The 21,135-nt window shown below is 64.3% G+C and carries 22 protein-coding genes and 2 tRNA genes; 12 read left to right on the top strand and 12 right to left on the bottom strand.

The window, feature by feature from the left end; all coding sequences use genetic code 11:
* Positions 1–9: 9 nt before the first annotated feature.
* Positions 10–753: a DUF881 domain-containing protein gene (locus tag OK015_RS01525; RefSeq protein ID WP_268128705.1), complete on the bottom strand. Its 744-nt coding sequence runs from the start codon at positions 751–753 to the stop codon at positions 10–12.
* Between the two features lie 118 nt (positions 754–871).
* Between OK015_RS01525 and crgA the strand changes: the two genes are divergently transcribed.
* Together crgA and OK015_RS01515 are read left to right on the top strand one after the other, a co-directional pair.
* Complete coding sequence (crgA, locus tag OK015_RS01520) at positions 872–1,153, top strand: cell division protein CrgA (protein ID WP_268128704.1); 282 nt, start codon at positions 872–874, stop codon at positions 1,151–1,153.
* A 155-nt stretch (positions 1,154–1,308) separates the two neighbouring features.
* On the top strand, positions 1,309–1,743 hold the full coding sequence (locus tag OK015_RS01515) for a PH domain-containing protein (RefSeq protein ID WP_268128702.1): 435 nt from the start codon (positions 1,309–1,311) through the stop codon (positions 1,741–1,743).
* A gap of 12 nt (positions 1,744–1,755) precedes the next feature.
* On the opposite strand, the gene OK015_RS01510 is transcribed toward OK015_RS01515, so the two are convergent.
* The gene (locus OK015_RS01510) at positions 1,756–2,304 is read right to left on the bottom strand and encodes a peptidylprolyl isomerase (RefSeq protein WP_268128701.1); all 549 of its coding nucleotides are present in this window, start codon (positions 2,302–2,304) and stop codon (positions 1,756–1,758) included.
* A gap of 127 nt (positions 2,305–2,431) precedes the next feature.
* Between OK015_RS01510 and cwsA the strand changes: the two genes are divergently transcribed.
* Together cwsA and OK015_RS29175 are read left to right on the top strand one after the other, a co-directional pair.
* Positions 2,432–2,869 carry a cell wall synthesis protein CwsA gene (cwsA, locus tag OK015_RS01505; protein ID WP_268128700.1) on the top strand — a complete coding sequence of 146 codons (438 nt, stop codon included), beginning with the start codon at positions 2,432–2,434 and terminating at the stop codon, positions 2,867–2,869.
* 272 nt (positions 2,870–3,141) lie between these two features.
* Positions 3,142–3,363: an excalibur calcium-binding domain-containing protein gene (locus OK015_RS29175; RefSeq protein WP_442791258.1), complete on the top strand. Its 222-nt coding sequence runs from the start codon at positions 3,142–3,144 to the stop codon at positions 3,361–3,363.
* Here the strand turns inward: OK015_RS29175 and OK015_RS01495 are convergent.
* The 10 genes from OK015_RS01495 to dnaA all read right to left on the bottom strand — a co-directional run bounded on the left by OK015_RS01495 (position 3,281) and on the right by dnaA (position 14,929).
* Positions 3,281–3,595, bottom strand: a complete 315-nt coding sequence (locus tag OK015_RS01495; RefSeq protein WP_268128699.1) for a CDGP domain-containing protein — start codon at positions 3,593–3,595, stop codon at positions 3,281–3,283. The genes OK015_RS29175 and OK015_RS01495 overlap by 83 nt on opposite strands.
* Before the next feature lie 152 nt (positions 3,596–3,747).
* A tRNA-Ala gene (locus tag OK015_RS01490) sits at positions 3,748–3,820 on the bottom strand.
* 145 nt (positions 3,821–3,965) lie between these two features.
* A tRNA-Ile gene (locus OK015_RS01485) sits at positions 3,966–4,039 on the bottom strand.
* A gap of 61 nt (positions 4,040–4,100) precedes the next feature.
* A complete protein-coding gene (locus tag OK015_RS01480) occupies positions 4,101–4,970 on the bottom strand; it encodes a DUF3566 domain-containing protein (protein WP_268128697.1) in 870 nt (289 codons plus the stop codon).
* 124 nt (positions 4,971–5,094) lie between these two features.
* Entirely contained in the window at positions 5,095–7,614 is a 2,520-nt protein-coding gene (gyrA, locus tag OK015_RS01475) for a DNA gyrase subunit A (protein ID WP_268128695.1), read from the bottom strand.
* A gap of 38 nt (positions 7,615–7,652) precedes the next feature.
* Positions 7,653–9,686 carry a DNA topoisomerase (ATP-hydrolyzing) subunit B gene (gene gyrB / locus OK015_RS01470; protein ID WP_268128693.1) on the bottom strand — a complete coding sequence of 678 codons (2,034 nt, stop codon included), beginning with the start codon at positions 9,684–9,686 and terminating at the stop codon, positions 7,653–7,655.
* 267 nt (positions 9,687–9,953) lie between these two features.
* Positions 9,954–10,517, bottom strand: coding sequence for a DUF721 family protein (locus OK015_RS01465; RefSeq protein WP_268128691.1), 564 nt, complete (start codon positions 10,515–10,517; stop codon positions 9,954–9,956).
* Complete coding sequence (gene recF, locus OK015_RS01460; RefSeq protein ID WP_268128689.1) at positions 10,514–11,677, bottom strand: DNA replication/repair protein RecF; 1,164 nt, start codon at positions 11,675–11,677, stop codon at positions 10,514–10,516. The genes OK015_RS01465 and recF overlap by 4 nt, the downstream gene beginning before the upstream one ends.
* Positions 11,678–12,877, bottom strand: a complete 1,200-nt coding sequence (gene dnaN, locus OK015_RS01455; RefSeq protein WP_268128687.1) for a DNA polymerase III subunit beta — start codon at positions 12,875–12,877, stop codon at positions 11,678–11,680.
* A 528-nt stretch (positions 12,878–13,405) separates the two neighbouring features.
* The gene (gene dnaA / locus OK015_RS01450) at positions 13,406–14,929 is read right to left on the bottom strand and encodes a chromosomal replication initiator protein DnaA (RefSeq protein ID WP_268128685.1); all 1,524 of its coding nucleotides are present in this window, start codon (positions 14,927–14,929) and stop codon (positions 13,406–13,408) included.
* 604 nt (positions 14,930–15,533) lie between these two features.
* Here dnaA and rpmH point away from each other — a divergent pair.
* From rpmH to OK015_RS01410, 8 genes are all read left to right on the top strand, one after another.
* Positions 15,534–15,677 carry a 50S ribosomal protein L34 gene (rpmH, locus tag OK015_RS01445; protein WP_003874369.1) on the top strand — a complete coding sequence of 48 codons (144 nt, stop codon included), beginning with the start codon at positions 15,534–15,536 and terminating at the stop codon, positions 15,675–15,677.
* Between the two features lie 23 nt (positions 15,678–15,700).
* Complete coding sequence (gene rnpA, locus OK015_RS01440) at positions 15,701–16,063, top strand: ribonuclease P protein component (RefSeq protein WP_268132373.1); 363 nt, start codon at positions 15,701–15,703, stop codon at positions 16,061–16,063.
* Positions 16,060–16,419 (top strand): membrane protein insertion efficiency factor YidD, encoded by a 360-nt coding sequence (gene yidD / locus OK015_RS01435; protein ID WP_268128683.1) that lies wholly within the window; start codon positions 16,060–16,062, stop codon positions 16,417–16,419. Before rnpA ends, yidD begins: the two co-directional genes overlap by 4 nt.
* A complete protein-coding gene (yidC, locus tag OK015_RS01430) occupies positions 16,403–17,515 on the top strand; it encodes a membrane protein insertase YidC (protein WP_268128681.1) in 1,113 nt (370 codons plus the stop codon). Before yidD ends, yidC begins: the two co-directional genes overlap by 17 nt.
* An 83-nt stretch (positions 17,516–17,598) precedes the next feature.
* Positions 17,599–18,171, top strand: coding sequence for a Jag family protein (locus OK015_RS01425; protein WP_268128680.1), 573 nt, complete (start codon positions 17,599–17,601; stop codon positions 18,169–18,171).
* Between the two features lie 68 nt (positions 18,172–18,239).
* Positions 18,240–18,986 carry a 16S rRNA (guanine(527)-N(7))-methyltransferase RsmG gene (gene rsmG, locus OK015_RS01420; protein ID WP_268128679.1) on the top strand — a complete coding sequence of 249 codons (747 nt, stop codon included), beginning with the start codon at positions 18,240–18,242 and terminating at the stop codon, positions 18,984–18,986.
* Entirely contained in the window at positions 18,983–19,999 is a 1,017-nt protein-coding gene (locus OK015_RS01415; RefSeq protein WP_442791186.1) for a ParA family protein, read from the top strand. The genes rsmG and OK015_RS01415 overlap by 4 nt, the downstream gene beginning before the upstream one ends.
* Positions 20,000–20,022: 23 nt before the next feature.
* Entirely contained in the window at positions 20,023–21,006 is a 984-nt protein-coding gene (locus OK015_RS01410; RefSeq protein ID WP_268128677.1) for a ParB/RepB/Spo0J family partition protein, read from the top strand.
* Positions 21,007–21,135 lie beyond the last annotated feature (129 nt).

The raw sequence follows: 21,135 nt of genomic DNA, 5'->3' as shown, positions 1-21,135 counted from the left end.
CAGTGGCCCTCAGTAGCCGACAGGGCCGGCCGGCCGCGCGAAATGCATTCGGACCGGTTCAGTGTGGCCGACGATCTGCACGTCGGGTGTGACGTCCTCGTGGTAGCCGAGCCCGAACCGGACGACGTACTGCTTGTACAGAATCACCAGGGGAGCGGCGCCCAGGGCCGCCTGCATAGTGGTGGCGTTGCCGATCGCGGTGATCGTGTACGGCGGGCTGTAGGTACGGCCATTGAGCAGTAGCGTGTTGCCGACGCAGCGCGGCACCGACGTGGCGATGATCCGCTGATCCTGCATCTGGACCGCCTCCGCGCCGGCACTCCAGAGGGCGTTCAGGACAGCCTGGATGTCTTGCTGGTGCACCACCAGGTCGTCGGGGGAGGCGTCGCGCGGGAAGCGGCCGTTGGCGTCGCGCTGAGCGTCATCGAGCGTCACCACCAGACCCGGGCCGTGGACCGGGTTCATGTCCGCCTCACCGGCCAGCTCCGCCGAACGCCGCAGCATGGCCGCCAACGCGGCGTCGGAAGATCTCAGATGCGTCGAGTCGATCTTGCCGGCCAGTTCTTCGCGTTCGGCCTTGAGGCGATTCACCGAGGCCTGCGTCTCACGCACCAAATCGACCAGCCGCGGTGCGTCGCTGCGGCGGATCTCCGCACCGCCGGACACCCCGTGCGTGGCCGCCAGCAGCAGTCCGGCCAGCAGGCAAACCAAAGGGACACCGAAGCGCCAGGGTGACCGGCGGGTCTGGATCATCGAGTCTCCAATTTCCTGGCCGGGGTGCCAGGTGGGTTAATCTCGTAACCAAGTCCTGCGGGTGGCTACAACAGCTATCGTTGCACCCCGTCCCGCTCACCGTGATCTCGAGGTAATCATGCCCAAGTCCAAGGTCCGCAAGAAGAACGACTTCACCGTCAGCGCGGTCAGCCGGACGCCGGTGAAAGTGAAGGTCGGACCGTCCAGCGTGTGGTTCGTCGCGCTGTTCGTAGGTCTCATGCTGATCGGTCTCGTCTGGCTGATGGTGTTCCAGTTGGCCGCCGTCGGAAGCCAGGCACCGGCCGCTCTCACCTGGATGGCGCAACTGGGTCCCTGGAACTACGCGATCGCGTTCGCTTTCATGATCACCGGCTTGTTGCTCACCATGCGCTGGCACTAACCAAGATCAAATCGCGAATGAATTCATCTCTGGGTGGATCTGCGGCTGAGCCAGCAACCTTGTGAACACCCAATCACACGCGTGTGATTTATCCCCACTGTTGATAGCTGATGTGGATAACTGCATCGGCAGTGGTGGGAGGGGTTAAGGACCGCATGCAGCAAACACAGTGGGAACCGCGTGCTGCGGGAGTCGCTGGTTGTGGCCTTGGCGGGTTCGTCATGGCTATCGCGAGTGTGACCGTGGTCACAGACCCGCCGGGGCGAGTCCTTGCGGGGATTGCCGGGGCGGGTCTGCTCGTGTTTGCGGGCGCGACGTGGCGTGCGCGCCCAAAACTGGCAATTACCCCCGCCGGTTTGGTCATCCGAGGGTGGTTCCGGACGCAGGTATTGCAGCGCTCCGACATCAAGATCATCCGGATCACCGAGTTCCGCCGCCTCGGGCGCAAGGTGCGGTTCCTCGAAGTCGAAACCGCCGACGAGGGCCTGGTGCTGTTCTCCCGCTGGGACCTCGGCACCGAGCCGTTGGAGGTGCTCGACGCGCTTACCGCTGCCGGCTACGCCGGTCGAAACGGCGCTGCGCCGGCTTAGCTAGCAGCCGGTCTACGAGATCGTGATCGACTCGATGACGACCGCGTCGGTCGGACGGTCGTTGCCATCGGTGGACGTCGTGGCGATCGCGTCGACCACCTTCTGCGACTCGGCGTCGGTCACCTCGCCGAAGATCGTGTGGCGCCGGTTGAGGTGCGGCGTCTGGCCGACGGTGATGAAAAATTGCGAGCCGTTGGTGCCCGGACCAGCATTGGCCATCGCCAGCAAGTAGGGCTTGTCGAACTGCAGCTCGGGGTGGAACTCGTCAGCGAACTGGTAGCCGGGGCCGCCGCGTCCGGTACCGGTCGGGTCGCCGCCCTGGATCATGAAGCCCTGGATCACTCTGTGAAAGACCGCGCCGTCGTAGAACGGACCGGAAGGACTCCCCGAAGCGTTCTGGGTCGAGTACTCCTTGGTGCCCTGCGCCAGGCCGACGAAGTTGGCGACCGTCTTGGGCGCGTGGTTTCCGAACAGGGCAATCTTGATGTCGCCGCGGTTGGTGTGCAGTGTGGCAGTGGCAGTCTGATTCGGGCTGTTGGTCACGACACGAGAGTCTGCCATTACCCGCGGGGCCGCCCGCACCCGGTGTCGCTCGGTGCCGAAAATGCCGACGTCGCGCGGTAATAGACCCGCCGATGTTTTTATGGTGGCAGTCTGTAGGTCCACGAGCGGCACAGAAAGGCGGCAGATGAGCGCGAAGGCGGAAGCACAGCTGACCCCCAGGCAGCGACTGTCTCGAGGCCTGACGTACTCGGCGGTGGGACCGGTGGACGTCACCTGCGGTGTCATCGGATTGGGGGCCCACTCCGTGCAGTCGACCGCGTCGCAGTTGCGGCGCCGGTACCGCCAGGGCCAACTATCTCGCGAAATCGCCGCGGCACAGGAAACGATCGCCCAAGAGCTCGCCGCCGCGCAGGAAGTGGTCTCGAACCTGCCGCAGGCACTGCAAGACGCGCGCAAATCCCAACGTCGTCGCGGCAGGCGGCCATTGTTGATCGCGGGAGCCGCCATCGTGGTCCTGGCCGGCGGAGCGGCCGCGTTCAGCATCGTCCGGCGCTCGACGAACCGCGACGACCCCGATCCGTCTCCGCGGCCGCCCAGTGTGGACGTGCAGCCGCGCCCCTGATGCGGCTCCCGAACTAGCGCCCGAAATTTCACCGATTGCACTGCGGCCAATCGCCATCCGTCGCCCCGTACCGTCTGGCTGCGAATCGGCTGTGCGCTCTACCGTTCCGCCCAGAGGGCCGACCTGAACGTAGGCCTCAGTGCCGACCGTCGAACCTCAGTAGGCCGAACGCCTGAAGGCTTGTGCGTCTTACCGAACTCGGCTCGTCACGGAGATGCGCGTTGTGCTGGCCGCACTGGCCACAATTGCCGCTGCGCTCGGTATCTGCCTGACTGTCGCGCCCGCCCTACGCCAATTCCAAGGCGGCTGCAGCAGGCGGGCGTTACAACATCCCGCGCGGTGACCCGGCCTACCAGCAAAAACTAGACCGGGACAACGACGGCATCGCCTGCGAGTCGCACCGAGCGCTGATCAGTCGTCGATGTGATTCGGCGGCTGCCCGAGCGGCACGGGCTGCGCCGGGTCCACCGGGTAGCACTCCGGCGGCGGGGTGATGTCCTCGATCACGCCCTTGCCGCCGTAGACCGGGTAGCTGGCGGCCTGGTGGCACCGCTCCCAAACCCCATTCGGGCCTACGGGTTTGTCGCAATAAGATTCTCCCGGAATGATGGTGCCCTGACAGCCCGCCGACGCGGGAGGAGCCATTCCGATGCCAATTCCGATTCCGCCGATCGTGAGTGCCGCCCCCAGCGTCACGGTGCCGGCAACCCGCGCTGATTTCATCATGAGGCGCACCATACAACTAATCGTGTGGCCGCGCCCGCAAATCGAGTTCATCGCCCAACAGCAAATGAGGCGGCCCCGAGATCCGGCCAACGTCTATGGGAGAGTCTGCAATTCGACGGCGCGCCGGAATTCCGAATGCGCTTTCGATTTTGTGGAGCCTAGGGGAATCGAACCCCTGACACCTGCCTTGCAAAGGCAGTGCTCTACCAACTGAGCTAAGGCCCCTCTTGATGTTCAATGGGTGCGGTATCGACTGCTGCCACGTGCCATACTTCGACGCCACGCCGTGACCGCACCGCCGCCGCCACCAAGACAATCAATGCCAACGGCCATGCAAGTCTCACACAACGTCTTGACGGGCACATGGTTGTGGGCCTAGGAGGACTCGAACCTCCGACCTCTTCGTTATCAGCGAAGCGCTCTAACCGCCTGAGCTATAGGCCCGTATACGCGTACGGCCGAGCGCCGAGATTACCGCACTCGCCGCTCCACCCCAAAACCTGCACTAATCGCGATCCGCCAGCGTGACTTCGACGCCGCCGATCAGGTCGGTCGTCAGGTTGTACACGAACGCGCCGATCGTGGCCATCGCGGTGAGCAAGACGATGTTGACCAACCCGATCAGCACGGCGCCGCCGAAGATCGTCCCACTCGACACCAACTCTCCACTACTGCCGCTGGTGTTGTTCAACAGGTCACCGACGTTGCTGTTGAGCTTGGCCCACACCCCCATGCCGCCGAGCACTAGGTAGAGGAATGCCACGGCGATCATCCAGACGAAGAACGCCGCCACCGAAAGCATCAGGGACACTTTCAACGTGCTCCACGGATCGATCCGGCGGATCTGCATGCTGGCCCGAACGGGGCCCCCTTTGCGCCGCGACACCTGAATGAGGCTGTCGCGATTCTCCCGGGATTCGCCGGTCGTCGAGCGCCCCGAGCCCGTCGTTTGTGTCGTCTCCGGGCCGCGTTCGGGCGTGGTCTTGCGTTGCGTTCCGCGTGGAAGCGGTCCGGACAGATCGGGGAGCTCGCTGGCGTAGGCCTCGTTTGGCGCCGCATCGCCACGGGTGTGCCCTTCGTACTCGTGGCTCTTGGGGTGCCCTTGCCCGCCGGGCCCCTGCGGGTTGCCGCCCGAGATAAAGCGATTCACCCGGGCGTCAACACCAGGAGGCGGGCCGTGCGGTCGCTCGGTCGGCGGCTCGGCCTGGCGATTCGCCGGATTGGCGGCCCGGGCGGCGCCGCGCTGCCACGGTGGCGTATCCCCGCCCCCCTGGCCGGGCGCCCCCCGCTGGTGCGCACCGGTGCGCTCGGCCGAAACGTCGCCGTTCTGGCCATCGCCCTGTTTGGGGGCACCCGGCTCGCTCGGTGAGGTCACCGGAGACTCCTTACCTCTGCTGCCTTGGCCGCCCGGTCGGTGGCACTCGCATTTCTCTGGTCGGGCTGAGTCTAATTGCCCGGGCCCAGCGACAGTCCGTTGGCAGGCCACTGCTCGACCCGGGTTAGCTCTCCGACTCCTCGGCGCCCTCGATTTCCTCGATCTCCTCGTCAGCGCTTTCCTCGGCGTTGCGGGCGATGGCCAACAGGGTGTCGCCCTCACCCAAGTTCATCAACCGAACGCCCTTGGTCTGCCGCCCGGCCTTGCGCACCTGGCGCGCCGCGGTGCGGATGACGCCGCCACCCGAGGTGATCGCATACAACTCGCTGTCGTCGTCGACGATCAAGGCCCCCACCAGACTGCCACGCCGGCGGTCGTACTGGACCGTCAGAACTCCCTTGCCGCCGCGGCCCTGCACCGGGTACTCCTCGATCGCGGTGCGTTTGGCATAACCACCGGCCGTCGCGACCAGCAGGAACATGCCTTCCTGGACCACGTTCAGCGACAGCAGCCGGTCGTCCTCGTTGAATCGCATGCCCTGGACACCCGACGTGGCGCGGCCCATCGGGCGCAGCGCCTCGTCGGTCGCCGAGAACCTGATCGATTGCCCGTTGGCCGAGACCAGGAGCAGATCCTCCTCCGAGGAGCACAGCACGGCACCGACCAGCTCGTCGCCGTCGCGCAGGTTGACCGCGACGATCCCACCCGAGCGGTTCGAGTCGAAGTCGGTCAGCTTGGACTTTTTGACCAGACCGTTCTTGGTGGCCAGCACCAGATAAGGCGCATCCTCGTAGCTCTTGATCTGAATGACCTGCGCGATGCGTTCCTCGGGCTGGAAAGCCAGCAGGTTGGCGACGTGCTGCCCGCGCGCCGTCCGGGACGCCTCCGGCAGCTCGTAGGCCTTGGCCCGATACACCCGCCCCTGTGTGGTGAAGAACAGGATCCAGTCGTGCGTCGAGGACACGAAGAAGTGCGCGACGATGTCGTCCTGCTTGAGCCCGGCGCCCTGCACGCCCTTGCCGCCGCGTTTCTGGCTGCGGTACAGGTCGGTCTTCGTGCGCTTGGCGTATCCGGTTTCGGTGATCGTGACGACGACATCCTCGCGGGCGATCAGGTCCTCGTCGTTGACGTCGCCGTCGGCCGCGATGATGCGGGTGCGACGCGTGTCACCGTGCTTCTCGACGATCTCGGCGAGCTCGTCGTGCACGATCCGGCGCTGTCGTTCCGGCTTGGCCAAAATGTCTTCCAGGTCGGCGATCTCGGCTTCGATCTTGGCCAGGTCGTCGACGATGCGCTGGCGCTCCAGGGCCGCCAGCCGGCGCAGCTGCATGTCCAGGATGGCCTGGGCCTGGATCTCGTCGATATCGAGCAGTTCGATCAAGCCGGTCCGGGCGATGTCGACGGTTTCCGACGCCCGGATCAAGGCGATGACTTCGTCCAGTGCGTCAAGCGCCTTGACCAGACCGCGCAGAATGTGGGCCCGCTCGTTGGCTTTACGCAACCGGTAGGTGGTCCGCCGAATGATCACGTCGAGTTGGTGTGCGACGTAGTAGCGGATCATCTGGTCGAGGCGCAGGGTGCGCGGCACACCATCGACGATGCTCAGCATGTTGGCGCCGAAGCTGGTCTGCAGCTGGGTGTGCTTGTAGAGGTTGTTCAGCACCACCTTGGCGACGGCGTCGCGCTTGACCTCGACGACAATCCGCAAACCGACCCGGTCACTGCTCTGGTCCTCGATGTTGGAGATCCCGGCAAGCTTGCCGTCGCGAACCTGCTCGGCGATCGAGGTGATGAAGTTGTCGTGATTGACCTGGTAGGGCAATTCGGTGATGACGATCGAGGTACGGCCGCGCGAATCTTCTTCTACTTCAACAACTCCGCGCATCCGGATCGAGCCGCGACCGGTCGTGTAGGCGTCGTGAATCCCTTGTGAGCCGACGATCAAACCGTACGTCGGGAAGTCTGGCCCCTTGACCCGCTCGCAGACCGCGGCCAGCGTGGCCTCTTCGTCGGCCTCGTGATTGTCCAGGCACCAGAACACTGCCTCGGCGAGCTCGCCCAGGTTGTGCGGCGGAATGTTGGTGGCCATACCGACGGCGATGCCGCCGGACCCGTTGGCCAACAGGTTCGGGAAGCGGCTGGGCAGAACCGTTGGCTCCTGCACGCGCCCGTCGTAGTTCGGGATGAAATCGACTGTCTCCTCGTCGATTTCGCGCAGCATCTCCATGGCGAGCGGAGTCAGCCGCGCCTCGGTGTACCGCATGGCCGCTGGGGGATCGTTGCCTGGTGAGCCGAAATTGCCCTGCCCGTCGACCAGCGGGTAGCGCAGCGACCACGGCTGCGCCATCCGGACCAGGGTGTCGTAGATCGAAGAGTCGCCGTGCGGGTGGTAGTTACCCATCGTCTCGGCAACGGAGCGTGCGGATTTCGCGTGACCGCGGTCCGGGCGGAACCCGGAGTCGAACATCGCGTAGAGCACGCGGCGGTGCACCGGCTTGAGACCGTCCCGCACCTCCGGCAGTGCGCGGCCTACGATCACGCTCATCGCGTAATCGATGTAGCTACGCTGCATCTCGTGCTGAATGTCCACCGGTTCGATGCGGTCGCCGGCTTCGCCGCTCGGCGGCAAAGTGGTGTCAGTCATGTGTTCCTTCGGTCGTGAGAGCTAGCCGTCTCGACTTCTTAAACGTCCAGGAAGCGAACGTCTTTGGCGTTTCGGGTGATAAAGCTGCGCCGGGCCTCGACGTCCTCACCCATCAGAATGGAGAACAGCTCGTCGGCCGCGGCGGCGTCGTCCAGCGTGATCTGACGCAGCACTCGCACGGACGGGTCCATTGTGGTTTCCCACAACTCCTTGGCATCCATTTCGCCGAGGCCCTTGTAACGCTGGATGCCGTCCTCGGCGTTGATCTTTCGACCCGCCGCCCGGCCGGCCTCCAGCAGCCCGTCACGTTCGCGGTCGGAGTAGGCGAACTCGGGTTCACTGCGCTGCCACTTCAGCTTGTACAGCGGCGGCTGCGCGAGGAAAACGTGGCCGTTCTCGAGGAGTGGCCGCATGAATCGGAATAACAGCGTCAACAACAGCGTCGAGATGTGCTGGCCGTCCACATCGGCGTCGGCCATCAGCACTATCTTGTGATAGCGGAGTTTGGTGATATCGAATTCGTCGTGAATGCCGGTTCCCAGCGCGGTGATAATCGCCTGGACTTCAGTATTTTTCAGAACGCGGTCAATCCGCGCCTTTTCCACGTTGATGATCTTGCCGCGCAGCGGAAGGATGGCCTGGAACATCGAGTCGCGGCCGCTCTTTGCCGAGCCGCCAGCCGAATCACCCTCCACCACATAGAGTTCCGACTTGCGCGGATCGGTAGAGCGGCAGTCGGCCAGCTTGCCCGGCAGCCCACCGAGGTCGGTAGCGCTCTTGCGGCGCACCAACTCTCGCGCCTTACGCGCCGCGATACGGGCTTGCGCCGAGGAGACCGCCTTGTTCACAATAGTCTTCGCCTCGGACGGGTTCGCTTCGAACCAATGGGTGAGTTGTTCGTTGCACACCTTCTGCACAAACGACTTGACTTCGGTGTTGCCCAGCTTGGTCTTGGTCTGGCCCTCGAACTGCGGTTCGCTGACTTTGACCGAGATCACAGCGGCCAGGCCTTCGCGGATGTCGTCGCCGGTGAGGTTGGCGTCTTTATCTTTGAGCAGTTTCTTGTCTTTGGCGTATTTGTTGACCACCGACGTCAGCGCGCTGCGGAAGCCCTCCTCGTGGGTGCCGCCCTCGTGGGTGTTGATCGTGTTGGCGAAGGTGTGCACCGACTCGGAGTATCCGCTGTTCCACTGCATCGCGATTTCGACCTCGTGACCGGTGCCCTTGCCGTCGAAGTCGATGATGCTCTGCTGAATTGGGCTCTTGGTGCGGTTGATGTGCTTGACGAAGTCCACCAACCCGCCCGGATAGTGGAAGGTGCGGCGCTTGACCTTCTGCGGCGCAGACGATTCGGCCGCCTTCTCCTCGGCCGTCTTGGGTGCTTCGGCCGTGTCGCTGACCACGTCATCGACGACCTGTTCCTGGGTCACCCGCTCGTCGGTGAGGTTAATCGTCAATCCCTTGTTCAGGAATGCCATCTCCTGCAGCCGGCGCGCCACCGTCTCGAAGTCGTAGTCGGTGGTTTCGAAGATGTCGGGGTCGGCCCAGAACCTGATCGTGGTTCCCGTCTTCTTGGTGGCCTCACCCTGTTTGAGGGTTCCGGGCACCGCGCGCTCGTAGTACTGCGACCACTCGTGGCCGTCGCGGGAGATGTCGACCTCCAGCCGGCGGGACAGGGCGTTGACCACCGAGACCCCAACACCGTGCAATCCGCCGCTGACCGTGTAGCCGCTGTTTTCGCCTCCGAACTTGCCGCCCGCATGGAGCTGCGTCATCACGACGTCGACAGTGGGGGCACCGGTGGAGTGCATGGCTACCGGGATACCGCGGCCGTCGTCGACGACCTCGACGCCCCCGTCTTCGAGGATCCGCACGTCCACCTGGCTGGCATAGCCGGCCATCGCCTCGTCCACCGAGTTGTCGACCACCTCCCAAATGAGGTGGTGCAGGCCTCGCTCCCCGGTTGACCCGATATACATGCCGGGACGCTTGCGGACGGCCTCGAGCCCTTCGAGCACGGTGATCGCTGAAGCGCCGTATTCGTCTTGCGCCTTCTTCTTCTGGGCAGCCACGGTCGGAATGCTCTCCTCGGGGTTTCATGCGGGCGGTCCAGTCACCGCAGCAGCCGCATGCCGTCCACTCTACCGTGAACGGGGGACGGGACCGATTTTCTGGGAGCGTTTCTGCCTATCTGGACGCGCCGTGTGCCCAATTTCTTTATTGACGGCGCGTCCGGACGTGCGTCGCGGGGGTCCGTATCGTTCTCGCGGATCTGAGGGGGCTATCCTTAACGCCTTGTTGACGGCGTGTCGCCGGCAGCGCCGGACCGGTCGATGGTGTCAGCCGTAGGTGTCACGAGGCCCCCGACCGGAGATGTGTCGAGGACCCTTGCGCCAGGAAGGTGCGGCCGGTCCGGTGATTTTCAACGACGTCACCACACCGTTGCCCACCGCCGCGGCGATCTTCGCCAACAACTGCGCTTGAATCATCCGTAACTGGGTTGCCCAGGCGGTGGACTCGGCTGCCACGCTGAGCACCCCCTCATTGAGGGCCGTCGGAGTTGCGTGGTCGGCGATCTGATGACCTACCACCGATGTCCAGTGGCCCAGGACCGTGCCCTCCGCGACGCGGCCCGACCAGCCGCGCTTTTTCGCAAGGTCACGAGCGACCCGTCCCATCGGTTGCGGATCGCGGACGTCGGGGCCGGGACCCGACCAGCTTCGCCGTTGCCCGGCGACCCGGCGGGCAACGGGATTGCCTCCGCGCCCGCGTCCGGCGTCCTTGCCCTGTGCTCGCGCAGCCGCACGAGCCTCCTCGAGGGTGCGCCGCACCAAGTCAATACCACTTAGCCCACTTGGTTGTTCACGGCGAACGGTATCCGGCTGGTCGTCGGTGCCGGTCATGACTGCATCACCGAGACCCGTCCGATGTCAGCGTCTTGCAAGTCGATGTGCACCCGCCTAGCGTCCCAGCCCGACGGGATATCTTCCAGCACCGCCGCGGTTACCAACACCTGTTCTGCGGATTCCGCCACGGCAGCCAGTGCCCGGCGGCGGGCCGCGTCGAGTTCGGCGAACACATCGTCGAGCAACAACACCGGATCACTGCCCTCCGCGCGCAACAACTCGTAGGCGGCTAGCCTGAGCGCCACCGCGAAAGACCACGATTCTCCATGGCTGGCAAAGCCTTTCGCCGGTTGATCCCCAAGACGCAACTCCAAATCGTCGCGGTGCGGACCCACCAGACACACCCCACGTTCCAATTCGGCGGTACGCCGCGCCGCCAATGCGGCCAGCAGCGCGGCTTCCAAAAATTCCCGGTCGCTGACCGCGTAGCCCGCGCCGTCGGAGCCCAAACCGTCGACGCTGGTCCGGTAGTTGATCGCCGCCGACCTCGATCCCGGTGCCAATAGCTGGTAAGCCTTCTCCACCTCCGGTGCCAACTCGTTCACCAGATCGATACGGGCGGCCATCAATTCGGCCCCATGCTCGGCTAATCTGCTATCCCACACATCGAGGGTGTCCAACGCGCCGTGGTCGCCGCGATGTCGTGCCCCCGCCAACGACTTCAAAAGCGCGGTGCGCTGTCGCAGCACCTTGTCGTAATCCGCGCGCAGCGCGGCGATAACCGGCCGGCGCACGGTCGCCAAATCGTCGAGATAGCGACGCCGATCCGCCGGATCCCCGCGGACCAGGGCCAAATCTTCCGGAGCAAACAACACCGCACGCAATACCCCGACCACCTCGCGAGTGCTGCGCACCGGGGAGCGGTTCAACCGAGCCTTGTTCGCCCGTCCCGCGGCAACCTCCAAATCAATCGCGCATTCGCGCCCTTCGTTGACCACGATCGTTGAAATCACCGCCCGAGTGGCACCCGCCCGAATCAACGGTGCATCCGTTCCCACCCGGTGAGAACCCAAAGTTGTCGAATACCACAGGGCCTCAACTAAATTCGTCTTCCCAAAACCATTGGGACCGACGAAGACCGTCCGGCCCGGTTCGAGCTCGAGGTCGGCGTGTGCCCAGGACCGAAAATCACGGAGTCCCAAATGCCGGACGTACACCTATCCGGGCAACCGAACTGGCATCAGCAGGTAGACGTAGTCCGTGGGCAACGCGGAAAACGGGCCGCTGCCCGTCGGATGGCTGTCCTCGTCGAAAGCCGGCCGCAGCAACGCCGGCTTGCCCGGGGTGGTGAAGCCAAACGACACCCGGTCGGCGTGCACCGAGCTGAGTCCGTCAGTCAGATACGTCGGGTTGAAGGCGATCGTCAACGGCTCACCGGAGAAGTCGACTGCAAGTTCTTCCTCGGCCCGACCGACATCGTCGGCACCGGCCGAAAGCCGCAACGTCCCTTCGGCGAATTCCATCCGCACCTGCGCACCCCGGTCGGCGACCAGCGCAACCAGCTTGATGGCCTCGGTCAACTCGGCCACCTTGATGGTCGCGACCGCCGTGTGCTCGGCGGGCAACAACTGACGGAACTTCGGAAACTCGGCATCCAGTAGTCGCGTGGTACTGCGCTTGCCATTGCCGCTGATACCGAGCAACCCGTCTTTTCCCACTCCCGCGCCGGCGCCCAGCGACAACCGAACATCGGCGCCGTCGGTACCGGTTTTCGCGGCCTCGGCCAGGGTCTTGGCCGGTACCAGCACCGCCGCTTCGATGTCGGGAGACAACGCCGACCACGTCAGCTCACGGACCGCCAGGCGGAACCTGTCGGTGGCGGCCAAAACGACCGTCTCACCCGAGATCTCAACCCGGATGCCGGTCAGCATCGGTAGCGTGTCGTCACGGCCGGCGGCAATCGCGACCTGGCTGATCGCCTCGGCGAACAAATCCGACGGCAACGTTCCGGTTTCTTCCGGCAGTGTCGGCAACGTCGGGTAATCCTCGACCGCCATCGTCGGCAACGAAAATTTGGCGCTACCGCACGTCAGTGCGACCCGATTGCCGTCGACGTAAAAGTCGATCGGCTTGTCCGGCAACGCCCGGGTGATATCGGATAACAGCCTTCCTGACACCAAAACGCTTCCCGGAGAAGCTATTTCGGCTGCCACCTGTGCTTCTGCGGAAACCTCGTAATCGAATCCCGAGATCGTCAGGCCCGCATCCGACCCGGTCAACAGCACACCGGAAAGAACTGGGACCGCCGGCCGGCTCGGCAGATTCTTCGCAACCCACGAGACCGCGTCGGCGAAAGATTCTCGGACCAGGCGAAACTTCAGATCGGTGAGGCCAGCAGTTGTCGTCGCCACGTCCATAGCGTCCCTTCACCTACCAAGTTCAAATCCGGCAGCTAGCCTTTCGCCCCGCTAGCTTGGGGGCCCCGCGACGAACGCCGATGGCGGGGTCATGCGCCACGATGTCCACAACGGGAGTCGAATCACAACCGTAGAGCTTCTGCGCCCATCTTGAAAGCTAATCGCAGTGGCCGACAAACCGAGTGGATGAGAGGTTCCCGGGCGCTGTGTAACGAGGCGTCCCCAAGGCTGTTCTTCAAAGAAGAAACTACGGAGAGATCTCAGTACCAGTATTAAGGCCTGTGCATTCTGGGGACAGGTACGCCTCGGTGCAGCTAGCCGTGCGATCCGCTTGTGGATGACACGGTTGGTAACTGTGCAGCCGATGTTGAGCCGCTGGGGATGGGCCAGGGGTGTGCACTTGGGGGCCGATCGCTGCACGGTTGTTTGGCACGTTTGTACACAACGCTGCCCACATCGTTCGGGTGTGGCTGGAGTTACAGACGCGCGAGAAGTTTTTTGAAAAAGTTTGGCGCGCGGTGGGGGGAATCAGCGCTTGGAGCGCTGACGGATGCGAGTGGTGAGTTCTTTGACGTGATCGAAGACCTCACGCCGCTCGGCCATCTCGGACAAGATCTTTCGCTGCGCGTACATGACCGTGGTGTGGTCACGGCCGAATGCCTGGCCGATCTTGGGTAGTGACAGATCGGTCAGCTCGCGGCATAGATACATCGCGATCTGACGTGACTGGGCGAGTGCTCGGGTCTTCCCTGGCCCCCGCAACTCCTCGACGGTGGTATCGAAGTATTCAGCGGTGGCGGCCATGATGGTCGCGGCACTGATCTGCATGGTGCTGGCATCGGCGATCAGGTCGCGCAACACAATTTCGGCCAGTGACTTGTCGATTGGCGTCTTGTTCAGCGAGGCGAACGCGGTAACCCGGATCAGAGCTCCCTCGAGCTCACGGATGTTGCGCTCGATGCTGCTGGCGATGAGCTCGAGTACGTCGTCGGGCACCGCTAGTCGCTCCATCTGTGCTTTCTTGCGCAGAATCGCGATGCGGGTTTCCAGTTCGGGTGGTTGGACGTCGGTGATCAGGCCCCACTCGAAGCGGGTTCTCAGCCGGTCTTCGAGGGTGGCGAGTTGTTTGGGCGGCCGATCGGACGAGATGACGATCTGCTTGTTGGCGTTGTGCAAGGTGTTGAAGGTGTGGAAGAACTCTTCCTGGATACCCTCTTTGCCCTCGATGAACTGGATGTCATCAACCAGCAGCACGTCGACATCGCGATAGCTGCGCTTGAACGCGACCTTGCGATCGTCGCGAAGCGAGTTGATGAAGTCGTTGGTGAATTCCTCGGTGGACACGTACTTGACGCGCATGCCGGGGAACAGCCGCTGTGCGTAATTGCCTGCGGCGTGCAACAAGTGGGTTTTGCCCAGCCCCGACTCGCCCCAGATGAAGAGGGGGTTGTAGGCGCGCGCCGGTGCTTCGGCGATGGCCAGGGCTGCGGCGTGGGCGAACCGATTGGAGGCCCCGATGACGAAGGTCTCGAAGGTATAGCGCCGGTTGAGGCTGGTTCCGCCGGCGGCCGCGGCCGCGTCGTTGCTGTGTGGACGTTCGGCGAAGTAGTTGGGCCAACTCTGTTCAACGCCGCCCGCCTCACCGTTCTCGTCGGCCTCGTCGGCGTCACCCGACGTCTCTAGCCCGATGTCGTCGGCGAAGGTGTCGCCCGGCTGGAACGGGGTCTCCTCGCCGTCTTCGGAAGGCGGAGCGATGCGGACTCCGAGTTGAATCTGTTGTCCGAGCCGGCGGCTGAGCGCATCGGTGATCGGGGTGCGCAGATGACGTTCAATCTCGTTTTGTACGAAGCTGCTCGGCACCGAGAGGAGGGCGAAGCCCTCGACAATGGTCAGCGGCTGAACGAGATTCAGCCACGCGCGCTGCTGAGGAGTCAGCGGAGTGACGAGGGCTGTGCGGTTAGCGGTTACGCCGTCGGCATCCGAATCGCCGTTGAGTTCAGAAACGACCGCGTTCCACACTGTCGTGAAACCAGAACCGGGGTCATCGGTCAACGATGCATCTCCCTGGTCCGGTACACCCATGCTTGGCGACAAAGCAGCTGTCCACATAGTTATACACAGGTGTGGACAGGATAGGCGTATGCGGGCCGCAACCTATCGGCGAAGGCTCGCGATCTGCGGGCTGGAGACCAGCCCGGCTAGGCCGCCTGCACAGCTAGTAGATCCGCCATCATGCTTCGTTGTCGAGCGCCGTTCCGGTCTGAAACGGCATTGCCCGAAGCTAACAGTTTTCCGTGCGGCTGCCAACAGTTCCGTTGCATTCCAATCGGGTTATTTAGGGTGTGTTGGGGCGTGCTGCGGCTTGTCCATGACGTCATGCCCGTCGGGCAGCGCCGATAGCCGAGATTTCATCTTGGGTGTCCTTGGGTTCGTTGGCGCAGGCCAAGTTTGACCCAGCGAACGCTCCTCAGTACCCTCATACAGTCGCCCGAAAGTCGGCGATACGGCTGCGACCCAGGAGATATGTACCCGGGGACCGCGCCGGCCAGGCAGCACGACCACTTTTCGACCGAATCACGAAGCAATCTAGTTGAGCTAAACGTGAGCGGCCGGATAGCCGGGAAAGCTTCTAGCGAGACAGAACGAGGAGAACGCCGTGGCCAAGGGCAAGCGGACCTTCCAGCCGAACAACCGGCGCCGAGCTCGTGTGCACGGTTTCCGCTTGCGCATGCGTACGCGTGCCGGGCGTGCCATCGTGTCTGGCCGGCGGCGTAAGGGCCGCCGCGCGCTATCTGCCTGATCTGACCGACAGGCTTGGTGGCGGTGCTACCCGCACGCAATCGCATGCGGCGGTCACGGGAATTCGACGCGACAGTGAGATACGGGATGCGCGCGGCGCAGCCCGATCTGGTCGTTCACGTCCGCCGGGCGGATGAGCGCGAGGTGGGGGACGGGCCGCGGGTCGGGCTGATCGTCGCCAAGTCGGTCGGCTCGGCCGTCGATCGCCATCGGGTATCACGACGGCTCCGACACGCCGTTCGAGGCATGCTGGCCGATCTTCATCAGGGCGACCAAGTGGTCATCCGAGCGTTGCCCAGCAGTCGGCAGGTGTCGTCGGCGTGGTTGGAGCAGGAGTTACGCAGAGGTCTGCGGCGCGCGTTCGAACGGGCGGGGACGGGCCGTTGACCGTCGCGGCGCCGGTGCGCGCGGGAGTGGCCAGCGCGAGCAGGACCGTAGTGCGTGGACTGGTTTTTCTGATCCAGCTCTATCGGCACATGGTGTCCCCTTTGCGACCGGCGACGTGTCGCTTCATGCCGACCTGCAGTCAGTACGCCGTCGAGTCGCTCACCGAATACGGCTTGATCCGGGGGAGCTGGTTGGCGGGAGTTCGGCTCGCCAAATGTGGACCATGGCATCGGGGAGGATGGGACCCGATACCGGAGCGTGCTTCAGAACACCGGGGTTGCCCGGTGACCTTCGAAGACACCAGCGCCGTCGGGGTCGCCCCGGCGCCGCGAGGGGAGAGTGAATCTTTTGTTTGATGTGTTCAGCCTCGACTTCGTCTACTACCCGGTGTCGTGGATCATGTGGGTTTGGTACAAGTTCTTCGGGGCGTTGCTGGGGCCGTCGAACTTTTTCGCGTGGGCGCTGTCGGTGATGTTCCTCGTGTTCACGCTGCGGGCACTGCTCTACAAGCCGTTCGTGCGTCAGATCCGCACCACCCGCCAGATGCAAGAACTGCAGCCACAGATCAAGGCGCTGCAAAAGAAGTACGGCAAGGATCGTCAGCGCATGGCGCTCGAGATGCAGAAGCTGCAACGCGAGCACGGGTTCAACCCGATCCTGGGCTGCTTGCCGATGCTCGCCCAGATCCCGGTTTTCCTCGGGCTCTATCACGTGTTGCGTTCGTTCAACCGCACCACGGGCGGCTTTGGACAACCTCAGATGTCGGTGGTCCAGAACCGCATGACGGGCAACTACATGTTCAGCCCGGTCGACGTCGGGCACTTCCTGGACGCGAATCTGTTCGGTGCACCGATCGGTGCATCCATGACACAGCGCACCGGGTTGGATGCCTTCATCGATTTCAGCCGCCCGTCGGTGATCTTGGTCGGCGCCCCGGTGATGATCATGGCGGGCATCGCCACCTACTTCAACAGCCGGGCATCGGTGGCGCGCCAAAGTCCGGAGGCCGCCGCCAATCCGCAGACCGCGATGATGAACAAAATGGCTCTGTACGTGTTTCCGCTGGGGGTGGTGGTCGGTGGACCGTTCCTGCCGTTGGCCATCATCTTGTACTGGTTCGCCAACAACATCTGGACCTTCGGACAGCAGCACTACGTCTTCAACATGATTGAGAAAGAGGACGAGGCCAAGAAGCAAGAAGTGCTGCAGCGTCGAGCCGCCAACGCTCCGCTTCCGGGGGCCAAGCCGAAACGCAAAGCGGCGCCGGCGAACGGTAACGGCCCGTCGACGGCTGGCGACGAAAGCGCGCCGACGACGGATGCCGAGGGCGACGGGCCGGAAGCGAAAACACCGGACGCTGCCCCGGAGAAACCGGATGCGGCCGGGGGCACCAACGGGCCGGGTAGCCGCACACCCAGACCCGGGGCTCGGCCGAAGAGACGGAAGCGCTGACGACAGCGGCACAGCTTTACCGGGCCGTCTCCGGAGAGTGACCGGAATGAGGCAGGGACGGACCCATAGATGAGGGAGAGAAAATGACGGACGCTGACACCACTGAGCGCGAATTGGATACCCAACTCGCGGTCGACGATGAGGCCGAAGACGAGGCGGCGACGGAAGCCGGCGCCGAGGACGGCGACGACCTAGAGGAGCGGTTGGTCGCCGAGGGAGAGATCGCCGGCGACTATTTGGAAGAGCTGCTGGACCTGTTGGACTTCGACGGCGACATCGACCTGGACGTCGAAGGCAACCGGGCAATCGTCAGCATCGACGGGAGCGACGACTTGACCAAGTTGGTCGGCCGTGGCGGCGAAGTGCTGGATGCGCTCCAGGAACTGACCCGCCTCGCGGTGCATCAAAAGACGGGCGTGCGCAGCCGACTGATGCTTGACATCGCGAGTTGGCGTCGGCGGCGCCGCGAGGAATTGGCGGCGTTGGGTGACAAGGTGGCACGGCGGGTGTTGGAAAGCGGCGAGCGAGAAGAGCTCAAACCGATGACCCCGTTCGAGCGGAAGATCGTTCACGATGCCGTCGCGGCAGTCTCTGGTGTGCACAGCGAAAGCGAAGGCGTGGAGCCGAGCCGCCGCGTCGTCGTCCTACACGACTAGTCGACACCGGGTTACAGCGTTGTAGTTCATCCCGCGCGGCGCGGTGTCTAGGTCCGAAGACCGGAGGAATGTTTCACGTGAAACATGTCGGCGGTTTTGACCGGTCGGATGCGGCTGCCGATGCGGGGGACGCGCCGGGCCCGGGCCCTGCACCCGAAGCAGCGCCCGAGATCTTTGGGCAGCGGCTCGATCTTGCGCAGCGGTACGCGGAGACCCTCGCGACGACGGGTGTGGAGCGCGGCCTGCTGGGTCCGCGCGAAGTGGATCGCATCTGGGACCGCCACCTCTTAAATAGTGCGGCGGTTGCCGAGTTGCTTGACCAAGGTGAGCGGGTGGTCGACATCGGCAGCGGGGCGGGGTTGCCCGGCATACCGCTGGCGATCGCGCGGCCCGATTTGGACATCGCGCTCCTGGAGCCGCTGTTGCGCCGGAGCGAGTTTCTCAAAGAGGTCGTCGCCGAACTAGGGTTGACCATCGAAGTGGTGCGCGGCCGCGCCGAAGAGCCTGGGATACGGAAGCAGTTCGGCAACCGGGATGTCGCGATGTCGCGCGCGGTCGCAGCGTTGGACAAGTTGACGAAGTGGAGCATGCCGTTGCTACGGCCGGGCGGACGCATGATCGCGATCAAGGGGGAGCGCGCTCCCGACGAAGTCGAAGAACACCGGCGTGGGATGGCAGCGTTGAATGCAGTTGATGTCAGGGTGGTGACATGTGGCGCGAGCTATTTGCATCCGCCCGCAACCGTGGTGGTAGCGCAACGCGCAGCGCAGTCGCGTCGCGGATTGCCACCAAGGGCGGACAGGAGACAGCGATGAGCTCTCCCCGGGATCGATCCGGAGGCTTGGGTCCGAGCGTGCGAGCGCCGCAACCGGCAGTCGCGCCCGTCCCGCCGGCGGTGTCAGAGGAAGCACCACCCCTCGCGGACGAGCCGCCACGCGAAGTCGCCGCGGATGTTTCACGTGAAACATCGAACGAATTCGACACCCCGATCGGCGCCGCGGCCGAACGCGCGATGCGCGTCCTGCACACCACGTACCCGCCGCTTCGCCGACCAAGCCACCGCCGGGTCTTCACCATCGCCAACCAAAAGGGCGGCGTCGGCAAGACGACCACCGCGGTCAACCTCGCCGCCGCGCTCGCAGTGCAGGGACTCAAGACGCTCGTCATCGATCTCGACCCGCAAGGCAACGCAAGCACGGCGCTCGGCATTACCGATCGGCAAGCCGGCACGCCCTCGTCGTACGAAGTGCTTCTCGGTGAGGAGACGATCGAGACCGCGCTGCGCCGCAGTCCACACTCCGACCGCCTGTTCTGCGTTCCGTCGACGATCGATCTGGCTGGTGCCGAGATCGAATTGGTCAGCATGGTCGCGCGCGAAAATCGGTTGCGCAATGCGCTGGCAGAGCTCGAGCACTTCGACTTCGATTACGTCTTCGTCGACTGCCCGCCGTCACTGGGCCTGCTGACGATCAACGCACTCGTCGCCGCGCCAGAGGTGCTCATCCCGATCCAGTGCGAGTACTACGCACTCGAGGGTGTGTCACAGCTGATGCGGAACATCGAAATGGTGAAGGCGCATCTCAACCCACAGCTCGACGTGACGACGGTAATCCTCACCATGTACGACGGCCGGACGAAGCTCGCCGACCAGGTCGCCGAGGAGGTGCGTCGCTACTTCGGCAACAAGGTGTTACGCACCGTCATCCCGCGCAGCGTCAAGGTGTCGGAGGCGCCCGGCTACAGCATGACCATCATCGATTACGATCCCGGTTCGCGCGGGGCGATGAGCTATCTCGACGCGAGCCGCGAACTCGCGCAGCGTGATTAATTACCATCCGTGAAGGGACGACCATGACGCAGCCACTACGCAAGAAGGGCGGCCTCGGCCGCGGCCTGGCTTCGCTGATCCCGACCGGCCCCGCCGAGGGCGATTCCGGACCGGCGACCCTTGGCCCGCGGATGGGAGATGCGGCCGCCGACGTCCTGATCGGGGGGCCGCCGCCCGCCGCCGCTGAGATGGGTGCGGTGTACCGCGAGATCTCGCCGGCGGACATCGAGCCCAACCCGCGACAGCCGCGGCAGGTGTTCGACGACGAGGCGCTGGCCGAACTGGTGCACTCGATCCGCGAGTTCGGCCTCTTGCAGCCCATCGTGGTGCGGGCGGTAACCCCCTCGCCGGGCGGCGCGCGTTACCAGATCGTGATGGGGGAGCGACGCTGGCGGGCAGCCCAGGCGGCGGGCCTGGCCACCCTCCCGGCGATCGTGCGGGAGACGACCGACGACAACCTGCTGCGCGATGCTTTGCTCGAGAACATCCACCGCGCACAGCTGAACCCGTTGGAAGAAGCGGCGGCCTACCAGCAGCTGCTCGACGAGTTCGGGGTCACCCATGACGAACTGGCTTCGCGAATCGGACGGTCGCGCCCCCTGATCACTAATATGATTCGCTTGCTCAAACTGCCAATCCCGGTGCAGCGCAGAGTGGCGGCAGGCGTGCTGTCCGCCGGCCACGCCCGAGCGCTGCTATCGCTGGAGTCCGGCCCCGAGGCACAGGAAGACCTGGCGAGCCGCATCGTTGCGGAGGGTCTGTCGGTGCGCGCGACCGAAGAGGCCGTGACCCTGGCCAACCGCGGCGACACGGCGGCGCCAACTCCGCAGCGCCGCAAGCCGATCCAGATGCCCGGACTGCAGGATGTCGCCGATCGGCTGTCGAATGCCTTCGATACTCGGGTGACGGTCAGCCTGGGCAAGCGCAAGGGGAGGATCGTGGTCGAATTCGCCTCGGTCGAGGATCTCCAGCGAATTATCGACACCATGGCCCCGCCCAAGGCATAACCGGTTACACCGTGTAATTACGTCACTGTGACAACGCGGGCCTTTCCGGGCGCGCTCCAACCCTCTCGGATGCCGAGTTCCGGTGCGCATCAAGACTTTTGGGAAAGCAGCCGGCGGCGGCAGCGGTTC

Origin of the sequence: Mycobacterium sp. Aquia_216 (assembly GCF_026723865.1) — a bacterium.
Classification (GTDB): Bacteria; Actinomycetota; Actinomycetes; order Mycobacteriales; family Mycobacteriaceae; genus Mycobacterium.
Note: the sequence above shows the minus strand (reverse complement) of the source record. Positions and strands in the feature narration are given on the sequence as shown.